Genomic DNA, 23585 nt, shown 5'->3' on the forward strand with positions numbered 1-23585 from the left:
TAATTTAAACCCTATTAACTATTAGCATGAGAACGTTTCACTGCAGTTGCGGCAATAAGCTATACTTTGAAAACTCAATTTGTTTGTCTTGCCATAGGGAAGTAGGCTGGTGCCCTGTTTGTGAGGGTATACACGCCATGGAGCCCAACGGTGCTGGTGGCTACCAATGTACCAACCCTGAATGCAGGGCCAAGGTAGTAAAGTGTTACAATTACGCTACCTACAATATATGCAACCGCATGGTGGAGGACAGGCAGCACTTATGTGATTACTGTAAACTTACCGAAACCATCCCTGACCTGTCGGTGGATGATAACTTAACGAAATGGTATAAGCTGGAAGTAGCCAAAAGACGCTTGTTATACTTGCTCGACCGCATAGGACTGCCCTATGGTTCTAAAGACGAGCAGTTTGAGTTACCTCTTTCCTTCGACTTTAAGGGTGACGTAGACCCATCCAGCCTAAGCTGGATGGGTATAGGAGAGGGCGAAAAGGTATACACTGGGCACGCCAACGGCAAGATCACCATCAACATCAAAGAAGCCGACTCGGTGGAGCGCGAAAAGCTGCGAGTACAGATGAATGAAACACAGCGGACGCTTATAGGGCATTTTCGCCATGAAATAGGTCATTATTACTGGCAGTTGCTGGTGCAAGGCAAGGACGAGGAGGCTTACAAAAAGATTTTCGGAGATCATGAAAATCCTTCTTATAGCGATGCTTTAGACCAGTATTATAAAAATGGCCCTAAAGAAAATTGGCAAAAAAGCTATATTAGTGCTTATGCTACCATGCACCCTTGGGAGGACTTTGCAGAAACCTGGGGCACGTACCTCGATATGGTTGCTGTGCTTGATACTGCAGACAATGCTGAGCTCCTGCAAACACCCGGAGATGACCTGGAAAATGCGCAGCTGGACGAGATGCTTCAGCGCTATACTGATCTAAGCCTAAAGGTAAACGAGGTAAACCGGGCTTTAGGACTGCCAGACCTGCTCCCGGAAACATTTTCGGAAACAGTGGCAGACAAGTTACGCTACATCCACAGGTTGATTAAAAAGCACCGCGGGCCAGATATGTGAAGCACTCTTTGAACGGATACTCGCGGCCAGCAAGCTTGTGGGTGAAAGAGGGGGAGCAGGTAGCCCTACTAGAACAAACTTTATCTTGTGCTAGTAGGGCTACTTTTCGTATGTACTCAAGAAGTAGGAGCCGGGCTATACTGAGGCAATGTAAACTGACAAGCGCACCCAAAATGAGACGGACATTACTGCTAATGCTTCTTTGCTCCTGCGCCACCCAAAGGCAGGCTGAGAAGTTTTTTGATGAGCATCCGGAGGAACTGGCCGTGTATATCGATAATAACGAAGCCTATACTAAAGCGCATGGCGGTACGTATGCTGCTAAACATTTCCCCTCAAAGCTTCAGGCGCCCACCATACAACCAAAGCAAAGCATTTACCCAGAAAAATCTGTCCCTTTGCCAATGCTAATAAGCAGGCCCGGCTTCAGCTTTACACCTGTTAAAAGAAGATGCCCAGACTGTCGCAGTGCTACCGTCACTAAAACAGTTTACCTGCAGGATACAGCCCTGGTAAACGCACTACGCACAGAGCTGCACCAGGAACGCCAGGAGCATGGAAAAGTAAGGCACCAGCTAAAGCGCACAAAAGTAGAACGTGACTACTGGCGCGAAATGAACCGTAAGAAGTTCTGGACGCTGATAGCCATGGGCATCTTTGCCGTACTGTACATTCTGTTCAGGTTGTTAGCTTCCAGGGTGAGGGAGAGAGAAGAGTAACATTTAATTAAAGTAATGACTAAGCCATTACCGACCATGATTTTGCTGTTTCGCGTGCAAAGTCGTGGAAGCTTCGTGGCGCATGCCCCAATAGTTTAGTTTGACGGTCTATGTCCTGTGCGGTGGCATGCAGGCCTTCTTTCTGAAAGTATTCATACATCAGCCTGAAATCAAATACCATCCAGGAGGGCAGGTACTGCAGCGACTGCTGCTCCCATGCATCCATGTCGTCGCCTACATAGCTTATGGGTATCCCTAACACTTCGCTCCATACTTCAGCCGTACGCTGTCCTGTCATAGGCTCTGGCCCTACCATATTATATACTTCTCCTTCGTGGCTATCCGTAGTTATGGCTATGGCGGCAGCCTCGGCAATGTCCCGCACATCCACCCGCGAAATACCAACACTGCCAATAGGTTGAGGGTAAACCTTGTGCTGCAAGATCACATCTTTATACCAGAAGTCGTTTTGGTAAAAGTTGTTTGGGCGCAGAAAAGTATAAGCCATGCCGGAGGATTTTATGGCTGCCTCTACGGCTAACTTAGAACCAAAGTGGGGGAGGTATATCGCCCTTTCGTACTCATGAACTGACATGTATACAAACCGCTTCACACCAGCCAGGCGGGCACCATTTACAGCAAATAGTCCCTCACTGGTTTCGGTAGTGCTCACAGGGTTCAGCATAAACACGGCATCCACTCCTTTGAAGACAGAACGGACTGTGCTCGGGTTAAGAATGTCTCCAGCTATTACCTCTACCTTTTCCGACATGCCCATAGCCTTATCGGCGTTTCGAGTTAGCACCTTTACTTCTGTACCACGTGCCAGAAGCTCTTTTACGACCTGGGAACCGACCGTTCCGGTGCCGCCAATTACTAATGTTTTCATAGTCTGAAAGTTTGATTTTAAAGTTGAGTGAGAAGTATACAACTGAGGGCAAAAGACTGTGAAGCAATACGTGTAGTTGAGTAAGAGGCGGAGCTATCTAAAATGACTCTCATTTTGTAGTATTATACTATGTTTTAATTATACGTTTAAATGGTCTGTATAGTTTGTATCAAACAGCATCACTACCGCTGTTATACTTCTGTTTGCTGTTGTCTGCTGTTGCAAACAAGTGGTTTTTAACATACTAGGCTTCAGGGGGCTATGCTCTTGGTTTAAGGTTGCTGTTGTAAACATAGAAGGATTCTAGATTAAGTACAGCACCTGCGATTTGAGTAGAGAATGCCCCAATTGCCCAAAGAGAGAATCAAACTACTAGGCTTTAGAGTCGTTAATAAATAAAGAGAACTTTTTTGGACACTTAACTAAAAGCTATGAACAGACGAGATAGAGATCAGTATGACTATGGCCGCTATGAAGGCTACAACAGAAACGATGAGCATTATCACAGCGCAAGAAACCTGACAGATGATTTTGAGCGCCATTACCAGCGGGAAGTTGGCCATAACGACAATGACCGTAACCGCATCCCTCATTCTTATCACGAAGGTGACATGAGCGGATCTTATGAGCGCCTGAGAGACAATGACCCTAACTTCAGAGGAAGCTCAGGTAACCTGGGAAACGACTGGAGCAGAAGCTCCGACCATTCTGGCAGCAACAGATCAGGTCGCGACAGAGATGACTTCAGCACTGGTCGTGATGTATATACTCCTTTCCGTGATGACTACAGGGGAAACCAGGGCAGAAGCTGGCAAGACAGCGCCAGAAACCAGAGCGATCGTGGCAACAGACGCCAAGGCTATATGTTAACTAACTACGACGGTACCTTTGGCCGCTACGATGACCTTGAGCGCGACAACAACAGAAGTGATTCTGGACGGGGAAATTACTCCAACTCAAGAAACAACTTCGGCGGTTCAGACTATTCTGCCCGCAACTATGGTGGCTCAGGCTATATAGGCGGCCAAAGAGGCACAGCTTACGGGAGTAGTTCCTATGGTTCCACTGGTGGCAATTACAGCGGCTACGGACAAAGAGGAGATAGAGATAACAGCTATGGCCGTACTAGCAGAGACGACAACGACTGGCTCGACTCTGACAGAAATAGATATTACTAATCACTAGTTAGTATAAGTGAAGCGGCCGCTGTCCTAGGGCAGTGGCCGCTTTGTTTTTTGGCTGTAGGTAATGTCTAACAGGTAACTCACCCACAACAGCAACCAGTGATGGAAGCAGGAAGTAACGTGAAGAGGAGCATTTTACATAAAATTAAGCTGCGTCACATCATTAAAGAGTAACTTGTATGCTTAATTGCAGCTAGAGATACTGCTTATTGGTCATATCGATCCTTGCCAAAAGGAGGAAACATAGAACTTCATGCCTAAATCAAAAAAGCTCCAGAACGTTACCGTTGCGCAGGTTTTCAAAACCATCATCTGGCCCCGCAGGAGATACCTGTTTATCGGCTTGGTGCTGATCATCATTAGTAGGATAGCTGGCTTGGTGCTGCCGGGGGCAAGCAAATACCTGGTGGATGAGGTAATTCCAAACAATAACAGCACTATGCTTTGGTGGCTGATTGGAGCCGTGGTTACAGCAATTGTAATTCAGTCCGTTACCTCCTTTGCGCTAACGCAGATACTGAGCGTGGAGGCACAGCACCTCATCTCGCAGCTAAGGGCTAAAGTACAGCGGCACATCATACAGTTGCCCATTCGCTTTTTTGACAATACCAAAACCGGTGAGTTGGTGTCGCGCATCATGACGGACGTGGAAGGGGTGCGGAACCTGGTAGGCACTGGCTTTGCCCAGATGGTGGGTGGCGTGTTGACTTCGCTCATCTGCCTTGTTCTGCTTATCGTCATCAGTCCGCTCATGACCCTGTATGTGCTTTTTCCTGTGGCCATTTTCGGCCTGATCTCGCTGAAGGCTTTTGGCAAGATCAGGCCAATTTTCCGGGAGCGCGGCGTGATCAATGCAGAAGTAACAGGCCGCCTTACTGAGACGCTGGGTGGGGTGCGCGTAATCAAAGGCTTTAATGCGGAGGAGCAGGAGATAAAGACCTTTGAGGATGGTGTAACCCGTCTTTTCATGAACGTGAAAAAGAGCCTGATCACTACCAGCATGGTTACTTCAGCGGCTACACTCTTGCTGGGGCTTGCTTCTGCGGGCATCATGGGCATAGGTGGCTACCTGATCATGAACGCAGAGCTGACCTTTGGTGATTTCCTGGCCTTTACCTTATACCTGGGTTTCATGATCGCGCCCATCCTGCAGATGAGTAACATCGGGAGTCAGTTTACCGAAGCCTTCGCTGGCCTTGACCGTACGCAAGAGATTCTGAACACTCCCCTCGAAGATGCTACCGGCAATCGTACACTTCAGCTCGATCACATCCACGGCGACATTGTGTTTGACCATGTATCCTTTGCCTATGAGCCGGGCAAGGACGTGGTGAAGGAGGTGAGCTTTAAAGCGCCTGCTGGAAGTGTTACGGCCTTGGTAGGCACCTCCGGCTCCGGCAAAACCACCATTGCAGGCTTAGCCGCTTCCTTTCTGAACCCCGACAGCGGTACCATTACAGTAGATGGCCACGACCTGCAAACCATCAGCCTGCAGAGCTACCGTAGCCAGCTGGGTGTGGTGCTGCAAGACGACTTCCTGTTCGAGGGCACGATCCGCGAAAATATACTCTTCCCGCGCCCTAATGCTACTGAGGACCAGCTGATGCAAGCCGTGCAGGCGGCCCATGTGCAGGAGTTTACCGACCGCTTCCCGGAGGGGCTAAACACGCGTATCGGAGAGCGAGGCGTGAAGCTATCGGGCGGGCAGCGGCAGCGTATTGCCATTGCCCGTGCCATACTAGCCGACCCGCGCATCCTGATCCTGGACGAGGCTACCTCCAACCTCGACACAGAAAGTGAAAGCCTGATACAGGCCAGCCTCAAAACCCTGATGCAAGGTCGCACCACCTTTGTTATCGCCCACCGCCTCAGCACCATTCGCCAGGCCGACCAGATACTGGTGATTGAGCAGGGACACATTGCCGAGCAAGGCCGTCACGAAGAACTCCTGGAGAAACTGGGAAGATACTACCAGCTGTATACTTACCAGGCCAGAATCTAAGTCTTGAAAACATGTGCTTATCTGCTATACTAACTTACTCCAATACAGAAGAAAAGGCAGGGTTTGAATAGTAGCGGCAGCGGGGAAATTAATCATTCAAGTATAGCGGAGAATATGACTATTACCGCTATACTTGAAAGATTATGTTGACAAATTTATATGAAGAACACACTCTTACTCCTGCTTCTTATTTACAAGCTGTGATAAGGAGGATGCTTCCCCCAGCATTACTTACCCCTCAACTTACAAAAGCCAGAAGATCAATAATACGACTCCTGTTTATATGTTCACAAGCGTTGGTGAGGTAAAGAATCAAGCCCTGGTTAATCCATTTGCGAAAAGAACGAGTGATTGGTATTACCCGGAGAGTAAGGAGGAACCCGTGAGTTGGAATCAGTACCTGACGTTACGTTCGTCTGAAGAGGCAGAAAGTACATTGAACGGTACTACCAGCAGCCTGAATGTGCAGAGGAAGGCGTATTTACTAATAAAGAGGAAAGTAGTGTAACAGTCCCTTACAACCAGGTACACTTAAACGATTTACAGGTAGCATGATCAAAGTATAAGCCTATAGTGGCTGAGAAGAGGGAGTCAGCCCCTGCAACAGGTTATGCTTACACTTACAAAACTAAGAGCAGGTTTTATACAGAACTAAAAAACAAGGAGCTGCATATTCACAGGATGCTTTTTACCCTTAAAAGGCCAAACGCGGCTACAGTAACATCGGCTATATCAAATGTTTTCGATCCTGAAGGCCTGAACTTACTACAGAAAGGGGATACCTTGATTGTGCAGTCATTTATGATTGCCTCTGTAAAGCAGTAAGCCGTTTTAAATTTTTCTACAACCTCTCGGAGCACTGATCTACTACTGCGCCTGTTAAGCTGGTGTAAGCTTGTAGATTCAATTAGGCATGTGAAAATGGCTGGTGCTTGGTGCCAGCCATTTTCACTAACACCAATGTGCTTTTCTAACAGGTTAATTTACTTACCAGCTGCAGCCGAAACAGGAGGTTGTGCAGGCGGCACAACATTTTTGATAGGCTTTGTAGATTTTAAGTAGGCAAATACAGCTCTCAATTCTTCATCTGTCATATGGCTAATCATGTCCCAGGGCATTGGCGGTAACAACATACGTCCAGACTCTATGCCTTTGTGTTTTCCTTGCCGGATAGCAGTGAAGAAATTCTTTTCGGTCCAGTTACCGATTCCGGTGGGGTCGGAGGTTAAGTTGGCGGCATAGGAAATTCCCCAGGGGCCAACCCAGGCAGTTAAGGTCTGGGTTACAGCTAATCCTTTCTGCTCAATTTCTTTACGATCTACATCAGGAGGTGGTAACTTTGCCGGGTGCCCCGACAAAGCGCGTGAAAAGTCCATTACCGGGCCTTTGTCTGTCATCTTTTTAGGCGTGTGGCAATCGTGGCAGCCACCAATGTACACCAGGCGCTCGCCAAGTTGTAGTTGTTGCTTGTTGGCCTGTTGCAACTGCTCCAGGCTTGCTAGCTCTGCCTTTTCCTTTGTGCGGCCTTTAGTGAACTGTGCTAACAGCATTACCCCCAGGAAAACAACCAGGGAAGTAAAAAGTAATCTTTTTTTCATAGTATAAGGTGTTAGGAGTCAGGTTTTAGGCTTGTTAAAAGCCTTACCTAATTTACCTTTATTCCATGTGATTATAAATAGCAGGCTACAATATCTAGTAAAGAGTAAAGTTAATGATGCTAAAGGTATAATTTAGGAGATGAACTACTTTGCTAGAGTTGAGTAAGTGCCTATTAATGATTGTTTTACATTTGAGTAGGCCCTGCAAACATACACTTATAGACTCACGCTTGCAGCAGCGGAAAGAAGCAGCGAAACAGTTTGCTTTGCCAACGGTAAAACATATGTCCCAAGCCTGAGGAACATAGCCTATGAAAGAACTTGAGTTTAAGTTTTACCACTTACCCGATGTTAGCCTGCATGTAGCTACAGCTGGTGAAGCTGCAGGAGAAACAATCGTGATGTTGCACGGCTTCCCGGAGTACTGGTATGGATGGCACAAGCAACTGAGCTTCTTCGCCAGCCATGGCTATCACGTGGTAGCACCTGATCAGCGGGGCTATAACCTGAGCAGTAAGCCTCAGGCGGTAGAAGAGTACACGCTGGAGAAGTTAGCAGGCGATATAATCAGGCTCATCAGCCAGTTGGGGAAAGAGAAGGTAGTGCTGTTAGGGCACGATTGGGGAGGTATTGTCGGTTGGGTAATCGGCATGTACTATCCGCACCTGCTGCAAAAGCTTATTCTGCTCAATATACCACACCCAGCCGTTATGCTCAACCACCTCAAGACAAACCCACGGCAGATGCTCCGGAGCTGGTATGCCGCCCTCTTTCAGGTTCCGGCTGTACCTGAGAAAGCAGCCAGGCTGCTGGACTTTCGACCTCTGGAGAAAGCTATGACAGGTACTGCCAAGCCAGGCACCTTCTCTAAAGAAGATATGGCTGCCTACAAAGAAGCATGGCAGCAGCAAGGCGCTTTAACCAGCATGATTAACTGGTACAGGGCCTTCAAGTACACGGAACTAAGTCTGAATAAAAATGTGGAAGTACCCACGCTGATGATCTGGGGTAAAAAAGACACGGCACCAGGTGCCGAAATGGCAGAGCCAAGTATAGCCAGGTGTCCAAATGGTAAGCTTATCTTTCTCGACGATGCAACACACTGGCTACACCATGAGCAGCCAGACAGGGTTAATGAGGAAATCCTTGCCTTCCTGCGCAATAAATAGTGAGGGGTTAGGAATATATACACGGTAACAGAGCAGGTTTTCTGATAGGATATATTTCAGCCTATCCATAGTGGAGATGAACCGCTTGCTGCTGTTTGCTCCTTTCTAAAAGCAGGACCTATAAAAGCTGTGGGACAGAAGAAGACTGCAAGTATACAGCAGCATCAAAAGCTGATGAAGTTAAAATCTATCCTCTACCCACATTTTACGGGCCACTCCCAGGCCTACCATGCTACCCTGGCCACCTCCCCGCAGCAGGATGGCTACATTTTGCCCCTGCCTGATTTCGCTCAGGCTGATGCTTCTCCCATCCGGGCCCACAATCTGCGTTGTGGGCAGCACCAGCACATAAGCGCGGTTGTAGCGGGAGTCTGGCGAAGGAGAAAAATTCTCAACCTCCAGCATCACCTGGCCTTCGTTGTACCGGCTCGTGGTAATGCTGCCCCTGATGTCTACGCGCTTGGGTGGCAGGTTCCGGTTATTTACTGTCGTCTCAGCAGTGTCCGCTGGTGCAGAACTGGTCTGGCAACCAGTTAGCCAAAGTGCGGTGAAAGAGAATAATGCCACCAGAAGTGTAGGTATAAGTATAGCTCTCATAGTTTTTTGTCTTGTACAACTATATAACGCTAAGTAGCTAAACCTGGGTTTGCCTGGTGGCAACGGTATCGGCAGTAGGCGATTGTATCTGCAAAAGAGCTGGTGCGTTGGGTCTTGGATGGAACTTTTACAGGTGGATAAAAAGAACAGGCACGAACTATATTGCTCGTGCCTGTCTGGTTATTTATCAGTAGGTTATTAACTACTGCTTGCGGGAAAAGCTCCAGGTGTATACGCCGAGTTTAGAGGTTGTTTTTTCCTCATCTGGTGCCTCTTCCGGGAAGCCTGCCCAAGGTCTTTCTTCTACCCAAACCATAGCCGTGTCAGACATAGATGTAACGTTATACTTGGTTGTAAGCTCACCCTGGCTTAGCTCTATGTAAGTAGAGTCGTTTGCATCCGGAAAGCTGTAATTCCAGACATCTTCGTTGGAGCTGCCTGGTAAAGTAACAGTCATGCGCTGCCCGTCGAAATGAAAGTTTGCCTGGCGCGCTACTGAGTCGGCATACATCACAGTGTCTGTATCTGAGTAGTAAATTCTCTTAACAGAAGTATTGGTCCAGTCGCCTCTCATGTCTGCATCAATCTCAGAAACAGCCGGAATAACTGCGTCTGAATCATTGTCGTTGCAGGAGGTGAAGAACAGGGAAAGGCATAAGGGTATTACGAGTAACTTTTTCATTAAAAGTACAATTTAAGTGAGTAAAGGAATTAAGTCTGTAGAGGTGTATCCCTAGGCGTATCGGTGAGTTTTGACTTTGTAGGTCATCTAGTACGTGGTACCTGCTGCAGGGTTTATTAGACATACACTATAAAGCAAGCTAAACTTTAGAAGCAGCTGTTAATCACGGTTATAAAAAATGTGAACAAATAGTGCGATGCCGGTGCTGTTGAGAGGAGCCTGCTGGCATGATCGGCGGAACTATAAGAATCTTGTTGTCGCTAATAATGAAAGGGTGGAGGTGCAGGGAAAAAGTGGTGCGAGTTAAATGAGAGTATCCGAAAAAGGTGCAACTGCTACCATTCACTGGGGCGTTTGATGGGGAACCAGTGCCTTTATCCTAGTTACTATAAACCAAGTTTTGCCGTGGTACATCTCCACAAAAGTTTTCATAATGGATATGCCCAGGCCAACTTGTTTTTCCCTCTTTAATACACTCCAGCGCCATACTACCACATCTTTGGCAGAGGGGCTGTGCCAGCCAATGGAACAGGAGGGAAGCCTAAAGCTATAACCAATTGGGTTTGTGTAGGATCTATATTACTGCTAGTAGGGTAACACTAGATGTAAAATAATAAGTAATATTTAAGATGCCACCCGTATTATTACGTAGAAGTGCGTGTAAATACTTCCGGCTTAGCCTGGGAGCAGCGAATTGTCTTAGTGAGTTTAATTAAAGTAAGTACTGGCCGTGTTGAGGCAGAACAGTGCTGCCAGTTATAATGTAGTATGTCAGGAATCAATCTTCAGGGAGAGACTGAAAAAAGTCTGGTAGCTGCTTTGATGCAGGGGAGGCAGGAAATGTTAGCTAAGCTGTATGATGCCTATGCACCCGTTCTGATGGGTGTTATATCACGCATAGTACAGGATGCTGAGGTAGCCGAAGAAGTGCTGAAAGAAACTTTTGTAGCTATCTGGACCCGGATCGGAGTATACGATGCCTCAAAAGAGAGGCTGCTAACCTGGAGCCTGGCCATTGCCCGCGGTATGGCGCTGGAAGCCATAAAGACCAACAGATACAGTACTGCTGCCAGAACCTCAGCCAGCACCACAAATAATGGTGCAACGCAAAATAAAAACGTAACTTTACAAAAGCAGGAAATCAAAAAAGAGGACCTGTGTAACCTTGCTCCAAAGGAGAAAGCCGTACTGGAGTTGCTTTACCTGAAAGGCCGCACCTGCGCTGAAACAGCAGGTGAGTTGAACATGACAGAAGAGGAAGTAAGAGTGATTTTAAAGAGAGCGTTTACCTATCTAAAAGCAGAAAGACCAGCATGAACCCTATTACAGAATTCATGGAATCCGGGGTTATAGAGCTGTATGTAATGGGTGCTGCCAGCCCGGAAGAAGTAATTGCCGTTGAGGCAATGGCTGAAGCCTACCCTGAGGTAAAGCAGGAAATAGAGCAGACCAGGCTGGCAATGGAGTATTACGCACAGGCACATGCCGTAAAGCCACGGCGTACGGTTAAAACCCTGCTGTTAGCTACCGTAGATTACCTGGAGCGCATGAAGAAAGGTGAACTACCGGAATCGCCGCCTATTTTAACCCCTGAGTCCAAAATCAGCGATTATGAAAAATGGCTGAAGAAGGAGGATGCGGTGTACAACGAAGATGCAGATGGCTTGTATGCCAAAATCATTGGTTACACGCCTAAATATACAACTGCCATTTTGTGGGTAAAAGATCGCTCAGAAGAAGAGGTGCACCACGATGAGTATGAGCGCTTCCTGATACTGGAAGGCACCTGCACCTTTACCACAGGAGGCGAAAAACATGATTTGGCGCCAGGAGACTATTTCGCAATTCCGCTACACACGCCCCATCAGGTAATAGTTACTTCTGATACACCCTGCAAAGCTATCTTACAGCGTTTGAGCATAGATTAAGACATCACCTAAAAGTAAAGGAAGAGCCGTTGCCCACATGCGACGGCTCTTCCTGTTTACAGATGTGATAAAGCCGTAAGCTAACGCCATTGGGAAAATAATAAAGTAGCTACACTAATTGCTACCAAGTTCCTTATAAAGTGGTAGAAATGCAGTACATACTAGTTTTGGCCCCGGTGGTGGGCAAGAAGAAGTATCATTGTGATATTTCAGTGTGTTCTTAATAAAATTATAGCTGATATAAGGTATATTGAATATCGGAACAAGGATAAGGCTGCCTTTATGAAAAGATCGTTACACTATACTTTTGCCCTGTTATGTCTGGTATATACACTGGCAGGATGTGGGAAAGATGGAGAAAGTACAGCGGAGCTGGATACCAAGTTCGACATCACCGTGAAGAATGCAGCCGGCACTCCAGAAGCAAACCGCGAGGTATACTTGTTCCGAAATCCGGCTACTGAAACCAGCGGTCGCACGCCACCTAACGCGCTAAAAAAGATCACCACCTTAGCCGATGGTATAGCACGATTCAACCTGAAAGGAATACCTGATGTTGCCACAACCGGCACTTTATACTTTACGGTGCTCCAGGGCAGTCAGCATAAGGTGCTGGGTTCTATTGGAGTAGCTTATACAAAAGGCGAAACGCTAACCCGGGACCTGGTGATACAGGAAAATAATGTCCCTGCACCTAACCCGAATGCAGCATACAAGTATGGCTTTTTGCCTGCCACAGTTACGCACGAGCTAGCCATGAGTGAGTACAACCGCTGGAAAAACACACAGGTAGTGCCATGTAGCGATGGCCTCCGTGTAATTGCAAACCCGGCCAATGAAACGAAGGTGGAGGCCATCGGCTTTGGCTTGTTGCTGGCAGCCTATGCCCAGGACAAAGAGACCTTTGATGGCATTCTGCGTTTCTACAACAGCAAACGAACCACGCAAGCGGCTAATATGATGGCCTGGTCTGTTACCTGCAGTGGCGTGCTGGACCCCGGTAGTGCTACCGACGGAGATATTGATGTGGCCTTTGCCCTGATCGTGGCCAGCAAGCACTGGGGCAACAGCTACCTCGATGCAGCAAAAGAGATTATCCAGCTTATCCGGGACAAATTAATTATGCAGTGCAGCGTAAGCGGCGAAAGCATGTACGTATTGGCCCCCGGTTACTCCGGCAGGGCTTGGGGCGGTTGCGAAATGACGGACCTGATGTACCATACTCCTGCCTTTTTCAGAGTATTTGCTTCCGTAACTGGCGATAACCGCTGGATTGAGCTGGCGGAAGATACTTATACTTTGCTGCAGAATGCAGCGCACCCCGCCACAGGCCTGGTGCCTGATTGGCAAACAGCAAGCGGCACGCCTGGCCCCGGTGGCAGGGCAGGGCACTTCGGATACGATGCCTGCCGTGCTCCATGGCGACTGACTTTAGACTACCTCTGGAACGGCAACACACAAGCCGAAGCCTGGGCAAAAAAAGTATCGGACTGGGCAAACCAGGTTGGGCCTGCCAATATAGTAGATGGCTACCGGCTAGAGGGCACCCCCATCGGCACGAACGGACTGAACAGCTCCTTTCTTGGTGGTTTTACGGTAGCCTCTATGGGCAGCAGCCAGGCACAGGTAGACAGGTTTGGCACTGAGCTAAGCAAGCTGCGCGATACTTACTGGTTTAACCTGAACACCCGCTGCCTGTACCTTTTCACACTGACAGGTAACTTCTGGAACCCGCTGGAGAAGTAGATAATAGCTGGTATAAAGTAAACTGAAAGCAGTGTCTCAAAAGGCCTTGCGGTGCTTCTAAACCTACAACGCTTGAGCCTGGACTTGGAGCATAAAGAACAGCTACGGGTGAGGGCGTGCCGCTGTATACTAGCCTGGTGGAAAACAATTCCACCCAGCGCCTTGTTTGGAAACCGAAGGCTCTATCATTTTATGCTGTACTAATGTAATGCTAGGGCTAAATTTGAATAATGGGCTGAATCCTAAGGGATAATGTTACCTTTGTTGCTTGTCTTGGTGAGTACCGTGCCAAACCAGGACGCATGTTTAAACTCCAACGATTTGATTAAAAACGAATACATTAATGTAAAGCCTGCTTACGAGAAGCCGGAATCCATTATACCGATAAATGACCAGGAACGCCTGCGGGCATTGTACCGCTACGAGATACTGGACACACCTCCTGAGGAGTTTTTTGAAAAAATGACCCGCATGGCTGCCAAATTGCTCAAAATGCCAAACGCCTTTATCTCACTCGTTGATGTTGATCGGGTCTGGTACAAATCTAATTTTAGTAGCCTGGCAGTGCCCTGTGTAGACCGTGAAGACAGCCTGTGCTCGCTTACCATTATCAATGAGGAAGAGGTGACGGTTTTTGAGAATACGCTCCTGATCCCGTCGCTTTTAAGCAGCCCTTATGTAAGCGCAGAGAACGGCATACGGTTTTATGCCGGCGCTCCTCTTATAACCTACGATGGCTATAACCTGGGCACCATATGCGTAGTGGACGGTGAGCCAAGAACGATCACCAAAGAAGAAAAAGACCTGCTGAAAGATATGGCTGACCTGGTGATGAACCATATCGAAATGCGCGCTATGGCCCGCAAAGCGATCAGGAAGCACGATGAACTCTATACCGGGTTTGTACGCGAAGTGGAGCTGCCATTAAAAGACCAGCAAGCGATTTTACAGGAAGCAGTGCAGGTGCCACGGCCGGTAAACATCCTGAATAAGGCTGTTAGCACAGTGGCTGAAATGCGCGATAAATTAAGCCAACTCCTAAGTTCTTCCTTGCAGGAAGAAGAGGTGCTAATGCCAGAGCGCGAAAAGGTGTCTGTTGCTACTATCTCCCAAAAGGTTGCTGATGAGCTGAAGCCATTGGCAGATGCTAAAAAGCTGGAAGTATTTTATTCGGTGGCTAGCCGCCGCGAAATGTTGGTTGATCCTAAGCTGGTTTATGAAGCACTGTTCCTGCTGGTACACCACCTGATCAAGTATACGCCGCAGGGTAGCTCCATTGCCATTGATATTTTCGAAAGCGAAGGCCAGTTCAGGATAGAGATCAGCAATGAGCGCAGCACCTTAACAAAGGCTGACCTGATCAAGATGTTCTTCCGGTATGCTACACTGGAGGGGAAGGTAACAGCAAATGAAAACTCCAGCGGATTAGAACTGGCAAAGGCTAAAAACATTATCGAGAGCCATGGCGCTACAATTATGGCCAAGGTGGCAGAGCGCGGCAACGGAAGCAAAATTGTGATAGAGTTTCCAACTGCTTAACAATAACCACCTGGTGCAAATCACTGGTAAATAGGGCCAGCGCAAGCTTGTAGTGCTGCTATCTTTCCAAATAGTATAGCTCCAATACAAAAACCTCCCTTTACAAAGGGAGGTTTTTGTATTTTAAAATTCAGGGTCATCGTGATAAGCAGGTACTACAGAATTACCCATATTTACCCTCTCTAAGGAGGGGAACAACTTGCTGTCTAAAATACCTCTATGGGGAGGATGACCGCCTAAGCCTCAGTAGCATTTCCTGCTCCACATGCTTCTTCTCATCCTCATCCAAGAATTTAGCTCCAGCCAGCGGTGTGAGAAAGTATAAATAACCTTCAGCCGAGCGCCGGGATCAACTTGTATTACAAAAAGTTAATATAGTACTTACATTTCAGGTAAATTCGGTGTAGTTTAAGATTGCTTACAGTTTACTCAAACCATACTTCTTAAAGAGCCATCTGAAAACACCATGAAAAGAACCCTTATTAGCTGTTTCCTGTCTCTTTCTTTTTTCTTTTGCCAGGCGCAGAACACCGCTACACTAGACGCTTCCGGAAAAGAGAACCTGCAGATCAACAAACACATTTACGGCCACTTTGCTGAGCACCTGGGCCGGAATATCTACGGGGGCTTTTATGTAGGAGAAGACAACACAAAGATTCCGCATACCAACGGCGTTCGTAACGATGTTGTGGAGGCGCTAAAGGGGCTGCAGATACCGAACCTGCGCTGGCCGGGTGGCTGCTTTGCCGATACCTACCACTGGAAAGACGGCATCGGACCAAAAAGGGAAAGACCTACCATCGTGAATGCCTGGTGGGGAGGCCTAACAGAGAACAATAGCTTCGGGACGCACGATTTTCTGAACATGTGTGAGCTGCTGGAAACAGAACCCTACCTGGCCGGAAATGTGGGCAGCGGCACGGTGCAGGAAATGATGGACTGGGTGCAGTACGTCAACCTTAAAGGGGAGAGCCCCATGTCGAAGCTGCGCCGCCAGAACGGTAGAAATGAGCCCTGGAAGGTAACGTATTGGGGGGGTGGCAACGAGCCCTGGGGTTGTGGTGGCAACATGACAGCCGAGTATTATGCCGATCTGTTTAAGCAGTATTCTACCTATCTAGGCAAAGGCTACCTAGACCAGGGCATCGTCAGGATTGCCTCCGGGCCATCTTCCAGTGATTATGAATGGACAGAAGTACTTATGAAAAAGATACCGCTTCACCTGATGGAGGGGCTGGCGCTGCACCATTATGCTGTTATCGACTGGCAAGCCAAAGGACCCTCTACCACTTTTACAGAGCAGCAGTACTTTACCACCATGCAAAGGGCCCTGCACATGGATGAACTGATCCGGAAGCACGGCGCTATCATGGACAAGTATGACCCTGAGAAAAAAGTAGGCCTGGTGGTAGACGAGTGGGGCGGCTGGTACGATGTAGAGCCAGGTACAAACCCCGGCTTTCTGTATCAGCAGAACACCATGCGCGATGCCATGATTGCTGGGGCCACGCTAAACATCTTCAACAACCACTGCGACCGTGTGCGTATGGCCAACCTTGCCCAGACCATCAACGTACTGCAGGCCGTTATACTTACCGACGAGGAAAAAATGATCCTGACACCTACCTACCATGTCATGGAGATGTACAAGGTGCACCAGGATGCCACTTTCTTACCAATAAAGCTGCAAAGCAACAGCTACGAAGTGGGAGGGGAGAAATTGCCGGCTGTTTCGGCTTCGGCCTCTAAGGCTAAAAACGGCGTAACGCATGTTACCCTAGTAAACGTACATGCCAGCAAAGCGCAGGAGGTAGCCATTAAGGTAGAAGGTGGCCGCTACAAAACGGCTAAAGGAAGAATCCTTTCTTCTAGAAAGCTGCAGGACTTTAACTCATTCGACAACCCGGAGAAGATAAAACCGCAGCCGTTTAAAGGTGCCAAACTAAAAGGCGACAACCTGAACGTGGAGCTTCCGCCATTCTCTGTGGTGGTGCTGGAGTTAACATAACAGAAGTTTAAAAACCAGGTGATAGGCTAATAGGATAGTGCTTGCTAGTGCCTTTCTGTGCTTTTGCGTGCTTAAGGTTCCTGCTGTTTTCGTGCTGAAAGTATAGCTGCCCTGAGAAGGCAGGAGCTTTAAGCTCGCACCAGCGGGTAGGCAACAGAAAGGAATATTCGCTTGAAGTGTGTAGACGGGCTTATCTCATTTTTCTCTTCTTTCGGAGGGCTCATGAGACATATATTTTTCTCTGGCCTGTTGCACCAAAGTTTTGATGAAGGCTATGTCTTCCTGGCTCTTCATATCCTGAGCTGAAGCCTCTTCAATGGAGCTCAGTTCCTTTTCCAGTAGAGGTTTGTGCTTGTCTTCTTTATCGCGCTTGCTCACCTTGGCAATCAGGTCTATGAGCTTTGCCTGAACGGCTACATCTTGTGAAGAATACGCACGGATACTGGAAGTGCAGAGGTAAAAGATTTTCTCGAAAGGCACAGGCGCATAGATGATGGAGGCTGTGCCATCCTTATGTGTCACTACTTTCTGGCCCCTTAACTCCTGAAGCCTGCAAAGCAGGTCCAGCAGGTAGTCGATGGCATGCATAGCTGTGCCGGGGTCATTTATTCCCGGGCTAAGGGCCTTTACAGCAATCTCTGTTAGATGTTTAAAGCTGTAGAAGTAGTTCTCCTTAATAGTTTCCTGGTGCCGGAATATGACGTTCTCTTCCAGTATCTGCTGTGTCTCCTCATTTAGAGGTTTATTTACCTTCAGGAAAGGCTCTCCCTTAAGTAAATAAGTGCCTTGGTGAACGAGCACCCTAAGCTTAAGACCCTTCTTCCTGGAAACCTTCATAAACTCTTTTGAAGTTATAGTATCGAAGTAGCCGGAATCCCAGGCTTTAACAAGATAGAATTCTTCGTCTTCTTTCCAGTCTTCATGGTAGCTCCCACTATCCAGTTCTCTGTCGAGCACATACCTGGTGGTGTGGTATATGGTGCTGAGTATGTTTCCGATCTGAACTTCGTTGGATATTTTATGAATAAAGTAAATGAAAGCGATGAGGCAGGCAAAGCCCAGGTACATGCTGATGGCGACAGAAAGCAAAGGTACTTTAGGACCCGCAGACATCGTCCGCACATTGCTCAGCACCACAATTATAAATCCAATAGTACCTATAATGGTACCTAGTACCACCTGGCTGCCCTTCCTGTTGAGCAGATCCGGCAACAGCCTGGGAGAGAAGCTCGTCGTAACCTGTGTGAGCACGATCATTACCATGGCAAAGGTGAAGGTAACAAGCGAGATGAGACCTGTAAGCAAAGATGAGAGCAGATCGCGGGCTGTATTTGCGTTGTCTATTTTCAGGAAGGGCACCTTGTTTATAAGTGAGCTCCCAACGGAAATCCTATCCAGGTAAGTAGTTACCATGGCAAGGGCAAAGAGGCCCATGGAGATAATGATAGGGTAGAAGGCAATACTTGTTGTAACCTGTATATAAGTCTTTTTTACAGCATATATCAGTTTAGCGAAGTTCATAGGGTGAGTTGCATAATTGGAAGCCATCAAAGACAAGTGAATCCGGTCAGCATAGCTGGCACACGTTTCCAGTTTCCACAACAGAAAACGTAAATACCAGGCTGCGAGTTTGTTTTAGCAGTACCTAGAAAAACTCCGGTTCCTGCTGCCCTGGCTACTTAGCTATAACAGCAGAAGGCTTACTTCTTCAGTAGTTTTACAATCTTCTTGTTTTTGAATATGCTTACAATGCTCTTGGTGGTCATCAGGAGCGCCAGGCTTCCGATGGCCACTATTTTTACCACCGTTTGCGGGTCGCGGATGGTGCGGAACCGGGTATTTCCCTCTTTGATTTCGATATAGCCTACCGGCGTTAATGCCATGCCGCCGCCGCCACCATAACCTGCTCCGTTTTTCTCTGTGCCGGTACCTTCACCGCCACCAAATCCATAAGCAGCTTTTGAAACAGGAATCACCGTAACGCCATCCCGTTCTACCGGCTCACCATATATGGTAGAGCTTTTAGAAGCTGTGCCTAATTTTTCAGCCAGCCGTTCCACAAAGCGGGGTTCAGCAGCGCCAACCGAACTGGTATTTTTGTCCATATGCAGGTGTTTGGTTATAGTATATAAAGGAATACTAGGTACGAATGCCTTCAACTGAAGTTTGGGTGTAGCGGGGTTGGCACCATATGTCAAGGAAGTGTGTGCTGCAACTGAAAGTATAGTTGCTTAAAAAGAAAAGGCAAGAGCTGCCTACTTGCGGCAGCGAGGAAAGTTTAGAAGAGGAACAGGTTGCTGATACTGGTCTGTAACGAGCTAGTATTCCGGACTAGCGAGGTCACAAAATAGGCAGGCAACCCCTGTAACTTCATCTGAGTTATCAAAGGTCCAGACCGATGGGGCCGGATCCTTATTGCTCTCTGGTGCGTGTGCAAGTTATACCGCTTCCTTCTGTATGTATGGTGAGAAAGCCCAACTAAAGTTTTGGCGTGCAATACATTATATTACATTAATTATATACTTATAAAATATGTGTTTATATTTATAAGGTAAAAACTTGCTTTAAAAGATGGTCCGTAAACTATACCTGATTCTGCTTTGCACCTTGGTAATGAGTACCTCCACAGCACTATATGCACAGGGAGCAAAAGATGAACTTGCAGCATATGTCCAACGACTGAAGGAGTCTTCGGCTAAAGGAGGAAGCGAAACCGCTTTCATGTCAGTGGGATCAGATTTTTTGTACGCTCAGGAATATTTTGAAGCAGGTAATTATTCTTCAGCCGAGTACAGCTTCGCTAACATTGTGCGGTCGCACAAAGACCATGCGTTTGCCAACTACCAACTAGCCATTTCACTTATCAAACAGAATAACCCCGAAAAGGCAAAGCTGGCACAGGAGTACCTAGAACATGCTTTTGCACTGAATCCTTCGCTTAAAGCCCGGTTCGCCATAGATGTTCCAGCCCGGAAAGAAGTCGGGGCGTCTGCACCAGCCACGCCTGTTGAAGCCAAAGTGCCAGCTAATAGCACTCCGAAAGAAACAGCACCTGTCACAAAAGACCTGGAAGATTATATAGAGCGACTAAAGCATTCTTATGCCACAGGTGGCCAGGAAACTCAGATATTTTCTGCAGGCCAGGAAGCCATTTTGGGTATACAGTATTATGAAAAAGGTGAGTTCAGAAGTGCCGAAACAAGCTTCGGCCTTTCGTTGGCCAGAGATGCAGAAAGCCCTTATGCCAACTACCTGATGGCTGTGTCGCTGGCTGCTCAGGGTAAAGAGGTTGAGGCAAAACCCTTCCTCCAGAAAGCTACCGCCGCCGATAATACACTTGTGCAGCGCTATGCCGGAGATGTGGCCTCGGGTAAAGCTAAATGGAATGAACTGCAGGCTGCTAAGCAGATAAAGACAACACCAGTAGCAAAAGTAACTTATGGTGGTGCCCTGGTTTACGGGGATTATGTCTGCACCGAAACGTTTTGGAACGGGCCTAATGCAAACCCACTTTATCGGTATGAGGATAGAGGCTACTTTGCGCTGAAAAAGGATGGCACCTATCGATGGCTGGATAATGGAGGTACAGGCAAGTATAGCTATAATTCTAAAACTGGTGCAATCACATGGCTTTCCGGCCCCTTGAAGGATAAAGCTCCTAAAGCTTCTAACTACCAGCCGGGGACAACTGTAGCCCAGGTAACGGTAGATTTTGAGGGCTATAGCTGGGAGTGTGGCTGCAACAAATAGTGCGCCTTACTCCATGTTTTGGTAAGGCAGGTAAAGCCGATCTAAGGCTCTGGATAACAGGAAGGCATACAGCCCTATTACCTCTGGTGCTGACTCAGGCTTATAGCTCGTACCTCCGCTACTGCAAACTGCAAAAGAGGCCTCGCGGTGTCCGAAGTCCCCCTCGAGCGTCTTTTTTGCTACGAAGCATCAGTCTATACAAGCCAGACACTCGCAGGAGCTGCGCACGCAGCGAGGTCGGGGCATCTTCTTTTTTCGGCTCTCCTGGTTATGCTACGTCATAGCTTTACACCACCGCAAAGCTGATAAAGTATAGTCTTACTTGATACGGGATTTATATTTTGCGACACGGTACACGTAAAGCTACTAAAACACATAGCAGCATTATGAATCTGACAGTAGGTTGTAAAGTAGAATGGACAGAGTCGGTGTACACGCCTTATGTAGAAGGAAAGATCTCAAACTTTATCGGGGAGAGAACAATTACCGGAAGGATAACGGCAGAAGGATATGCGAAGAAAACGAACTATCATTTCTTCACGATCCATGTGTATGGGGCGGAAGGCGTAAACGCGTACGAGATAGAAGCGAACAGTAAGATCGTCCGTCGGGGTGTGGTACTTTACCCGAAGTGCAGGCTAATTTCTACCCCGGACAACTACGAGGAACTAGTAAAGGAAAAAGCAGCGCGGAAGGACAACAGCAGCCCCGTATGTTACGCCCAGTCAAAAGAGTTACGGGAAGGTTTCGAAGACTAGCTTTACAACAACGGTTTTCAGTGTCATAAAAAAGCCCCTGTTTTAGCAGGGGCTTTATAGTTTATTTTACCGGTACGGGTACTAACTCACGCTCGAAGTATACCAGGTCCTTCTGCGAAGGATGATCTTTTACAGTACAGTAATAGATGCGTTTCAGGTATTGGCGGATGGTTAATACTAGATCTGGATTCACTTTTGCGAACACATCGGATCCAATGGGAAACTTGTTTTCTGTCATACTATAAGGTACGCATTTAAAAGGAATAACAACGGGTTAAATACACTTATATTCCAAAAGGTGCCATTTGGTAAGATCTGGTGCTATGGTAGTGTGAGCTTTTATCTTGTGCTGTTGCAGGGCACCGCTGGCGCGAGCTTGCAGCTCGTGCCTTTATACTGCAACTTCAATCTCCAGCACACCCTTACCTCCTCTAAAATCTATGGCGCTGCTATACTTCCAATGGTGCGGCTCCGACACAAAGCCAGCTTCAACAGGGTTGTTGTGGATGTAGTTTATTTTCTGATCTATTACGGCTGCGCTCCATAGTTCGATAGGTTGGTTGTGTTGCTGCCAGAATTGCCGGTGCTTTACATTGCTGTTCTTCAGGCCCGCCCGCTCCATCAGCCAGAGCATCCATTCCTTCCGGCTCTCCTGTTTATGTTCGGCTATACTTAGTCCCCTTTTGAAGGGGATAGGGGGATGTTTCTGCTTGGAAGTATAGGTTTTCAGTTCCTTCAGCAGTATGTTCGGGTTATTGTCTTTGGCCCGGAAGATGAGGTGCACGTGGCTGGACATGATGCACCAGGTATAGATTTCCATTCCCTTATTTTTCCGGCAGAAGTCCAGGCTGTCGGTCAGTAGGGCAAAGTACTCCTCCCGTGTGCACACATCTATCTCAAAAATAACCCTGTAAGATTATACTTTAGCTGTTCTATCTCAATACGTTAAATAAAAAATATTATTAAAATATTTTGCGCAACCGAATGTTTGCGCGTATATTAGCAAACGAACGGTTGCATATTTGAGTTGAGAAATGAGAAGAGACGTTTTCCAGGCTATAGCAGACCCTACCCGAAGAGCCATTATCGGCTTAATTGCCTTGCAGGCCATGACTCCGAATGCTATAGCCGAACATTTTGATACCAGCAGGCAAGCTGTTTCAAAGCACTTGCAGATTCTTGTAGAATGCCAGCTTGTAAAACAGGAACAGCAGGGACGGGAGATTTACTATCAGCTTGAGGTTGCTAAGATGAAAGAAATTGACAAATGGTTGGACCAGTTCAGGAAGATCTGGGAAGACCGTTTCAACCAACTCGACACTATATTTTCTAACATAAAACAAAATAAGCCATGAAAAAAGACCTTGAATTCGAGTTCTCCGTGAACAAGGAAAACAACACGATTACAGTTAAAAGGGAGTTTGCAGCAGAGCTCCCGCTTGTGTGGGATGCTTACACAAAAAGCGAGATTCTGGACCAATGGTGGGCGCCAAAACCCTGGAAAGCCCGAACCAAAACGATGGATTTCAGAGAAGGTGGCTACTGGCATTATGCCATGGTTGGCCCTGAAGGCGAAGAGCATTGGGCATTGGCTAACTACAAGACCATTGATCCTAAAAAGCGCTTTACCGCGCTGGATGGCTTTGCAGATGCCGAAGGAGTGGTAAACACGCAACTGCCGCAATCGAAGTGGGAGGTAAGCTTTACACCCGAAGAGGAAGTTACCTTAGTAGAGAACCTGATCATATTCGATGACCTGGCACAACTCGAAGCCACCATCCAGATGGGCTTTAAAGAAGGCCTGACCAGTGCAATGGAAAATCTTGATACATTACTGGTTGCTCAAAAACAGGAGGCCTAAGGGCTGTAAGCTGCAGAAAAGAAATTTATTTAATAGCATACTATAAAAGCGGAGCTGGTGCATAACCTTAAGG

At 47.4% G+C, this 23585-nt stretch carries 23 protein-coding genes; 15 read left to right on the top strand and 8 right to left on the bottom strand.

The features are described 5' to 3' along the window. Positions 1-26 precede the first annotated feature (26 nt). Complete coding sequence (locus PKOR_RS14150; RefSeq protein ID WP_046311567.1) at positions 27-1082, top strand: zinc-binding metallopeptidase family protein; 1056 nt, start codon at positions 27-29, stop codon at positions 1080-1082. Positions 1083-1255: 173 nt separating this feature from the next. Continuing rightward, positions 1256-1801: a hypothetical protein gene (locus PKOR_RS14155; protein WP_148561695.1), complete on the top strand. Its 546-nt coding sequence runs from the start codon at positions 1256-1258 to the stop codon at positions 1799-1801. A 19-nt stretch (positions 1802-1820) separates the two neighbouring features. On the opposite strand, the gene PKOR_RS14160 is transcribed toward PKOR_RS14155, so the two are convergent. Beyond that, positions 1821-2690 (bottom strand): SDR family oxidoreductase, encoded by an 870-nt coding sequence (locus tag PKOR_RS14160; protein WP_046311570.1) that lies wholly within the window; start codon positions 2688-2690, stop codon positions 1821-1823. A 431-nt stretch (positions 2691-3121) separates the two neighbouring features. On the opposite strand from PKOR_RS14160, the gene PKOR_RS14165 reads away from it, so the two are divergent. The 3 genes from PKOR_RS14165 to PKOR_RS14175 all read left to right on the top strand — a co-directional run bounded on the left by PKOR_RS14165 (position 3122) and on the right by PKOR_RS14175 (position 6384). After that, complete coding sequence (locus PKOR_RS14165) at positions 3122-3868, top strand: hypothetical protein (RefSeq protein WP_046311572.1); 747 nt, start codon at positions 3122-3124, stop codon at positions 3866-3868. A gap of 259 nt (positions 3869-4127) precedes the next feature. Continuing rightward, positions 4128-5876 (top strand): ABC transporter ATP-binding protein, encoded by a 1749-nt coding sequence (locus tag PKOR_RS14170; protein WP_046311573.1) that lies wholly within the window; start codon positions 4128-4130, stop codon positions 5874-5876. Between the two features lie 283 nt (positions 5877-6159). After that, a complete protein-coding gene (locus PKOR_RS14175) occupies positions 6160-6384 on the top strand; it encodes a hypothetical protein (protein WP_046311575.1) in 225 nt (74 codons plus the stop codon). Positions 6385-6859: 475 nt separating this feature from the next. On the opposite strand, the gene PKOR_RS14185 is transcribed toward PKOR_RS14175, so the two are convergent. Continuing rightward, positions 6860-7474, bottom strand: a complete 615-nt coding sequence (locus PKOR_RS14185; protein WP_046311578.1) for a c-type cytochrome — start codon at positions 7472-7474, stop codon at positions 6860-6862. A gap of 311 nt (positions 7475-7785) precedes the next feature. On the opposite strand from PKOR_RS14185, the gene PKOR_RS14190 reads away from it, so the two are divergent. Further along, entirely contained in the window at positions 7786-8643 is an 858-nt protein-coding gene (locus PKOR_RS14190) for an alpha/beta fold hydrolase (protein WP_046311579.1), read from the top strand. 180 nt (positions 8644-8823) lie between these two features. On the opposite strand, the gene PKOR_RS14195 is transcribed toward PKOR_RS14190, so the two are convergent. Together PKOR_RS14195 and PKOR_RS14200 are read right to left on the bottom strand one after the other, a co-directional pair. Next, positions 8824-9240: a hypothetical protein gene (locus PKOR_RS14195; protein ID WP_046311581.1), complete on the bottom strand. Its 417-nt coding sequence runs from the start codon at positions 9238-9240 to the stop codon at positions 8824-8826. A 202-nt stretch (positions 9241-9442) separates the two neighbouring features. Beyond that, on the bottom strand, positions 9443-9922 hold the full coding sequence (locus PKOR_RS14200; RefSeq protein WP_046311583.1) for a hypothetical protein: 480 nt from the start codon (positions 9920-9922) through the stop codon (positions 9443-9445). A 768-nt stretch (positions 9923-10690) separates the two neighbouring features. Between PKOR_RS14200 and PKOR_RS23545 the strand changes: the two genes are divergently transcribed. From PKOR_RS23545 to PKOR_RS14225, 5 genes are all read left to right on the top strand, one after another. Next, positions 10691-11239: an RNA polymerase sigma factor gene (locus PKOR_RS23545; RefSeq protein WP_052738868.1), complete on the top strand. Its 549-nt coding sequence runs from the start codon at positions 10691-10693 to the stop codon at positions 11237-11239. Further along, complete coding sequence (locus PKOR_RS14210) at positions 11236-11850, top strand: cupin domain-containing protein (RefSeq protein WP_046311584.1); 615 nt, start codon at positions 11236-11238, stop codon at positions 11848-11850. Before PKOR_RS23545 ends, PKOR_RS14210 begins: the two co-directional genes overlap by 4 nt. A 282-nt stretch (positions 11851-12132) precedes the next feature. Beyond that, positions 12133-13596: a family 8 glycosyl hydrolase gene (locus PKOR_RS14215; RefSeq protein ID WP_046311586.1), complete on the top strand. Its 1464-nt coding sequence runs from the start codon at positions 12133-12135 to the stop codon at positions 13594-13596. Positions 13597-13917: 321 nt separating this feature from the next. Further along, the gene (locus PKOR_RS23550) at positions 13918-15135 is read left to right on the top strand and encodes a GAF domain-containing sensor histidine kinase (RefSeq protein ID WP_052738869.1); all 1218 of its coding nucleotides are present in this window, start codon (positions 13918-13920) and stop codon (positions 15133-15135) included. Positions 15136-15601: 466 nt separating this feature from the next. Next, complete coding sequence (locus PKOR_RS14225) at positions 15602-17143, top strand: alpha-N-arabinofuranosidase (RefSeq protein ID WP_046311588.1); 1542 nt, start codon at positions 15602-15604, stop codon at positions 17141-17143. Between the two features lie 195 nt (positions 17144-17338). Here PKOR_RS14225 and PKOR_RS14230 read toward each other — a convergent pair whose 3' ends face one another. Further along, positions 17339-18664 carry a DUF2254 domain-containing protein gene (locus PKOR_RS14230; protein WP_158453779.1) on the bottom strand — a complete coding sequence of 442 codons (1326 nt, stop codon included), beginning with the start codon at positions 18662-18664 and terminating at the stop codon, positions 17339-17341. 179 nt (positions 18665-18843) lie between these two features. Continuing rightward, complete coding sequence (locus PKOR_RS14235; RefSeq protein ID WP_046314516.1) at positions 18844-19248, bottom strand: spore germination protein GerW family protein; 405 nt, start codon at positions 19246-19248, stop codon at positions 18844-18846. A 466-nt stretch (positions 19249-19714) separates the two neighbouring features. On the opposite strand from PKOR_RS14235, the gene PKOR_RS14240 reads away from it, so the two are divergent. Further along, positions 19715-20893 (top strand): tetratricopeptide repeat protein, encoded by a 1179-nt coding sequence (locus PKOR_RS14240; protein WP_148561696.1) that lies wholly within the window; start codon positions 19715-19717, stop codon positions 20891-20893. Between the two features lie 386 nt (positions 20894-21279). Then, entirely contained in the window at positions 21280-21651 is a 372-nt protein-coding gene (locus PKOR_RS14245; protein ID WP_046311594.1) for a hypothetical protein, read from the top strand. Between the two features lie 61 nt (positions 21652-21712). Here PKOR_RS14245 and PKOR_RS25295 read toward each other — a convergent pair whose 3' ends face one another. Beyond that, on the bottom strand, positions 21713-21889 hold the full coding sequence (locus tag PKOR_RS25295) for a hypothetical protein (protein WP_200897370.1): 177 nt from the start codon (positions 21887-21889) through the stop codon (positions 21713-21715). 153 nt (positions 21890-22042) lie between these two features. Beyond that, positions 22043-22540, bottom strand: a complete 498-nt coding sequence (locus tag PKOR_RS14250) for a transposase (protein ID WP_235336426.1) — start codon at positions 22538-22540, stop codon at positions 22043-22045. A gap of 145 nt (positions 22541-22685) precedes the next feature. Here PKOR_RS14250 and PKOR_RS14255 point away from each other — a divergent pair, with 145 nt between their 5' ends. Both PKOR_RS14255 and PKOR_RS14260 read left to right on the top strand, forming a co-directional pair. After that, entirely contained in the window at positions 22686-23006 is a 321-nt protein-coding gene (locus PKOR_RS14255) for an ArsR/SmtB family transcription factor (protein WP_046311597.1), read from the top strand. Continuing rightward, positions 23003-23512, top strand: a complete 510-nt coding sequence (locus PKOR_RS14260; protein WP_046311599.1) for an SRPBCC family protein — start codon at positions 23003-23005, stop codon at positions 23510-23512. The genes PKOR_RS14255 and PKOR_RS14260 overlap by 4 nt, the downstream gene beginning before the upstream one ends. Positions 23513-23585 lie beyond the last annotated feature (73 nt).

Source organism: Pontibacter korlensis (assembly GCF_000973725.1).
In the GTDB taxonomy this organism is placed as follows: domain Bacteria; phylum Bacteroidota; class Bacteroidia; order Cytophagales; family Hymenobacteraceae; genus Pontibacter; species Pontibacter korlensis.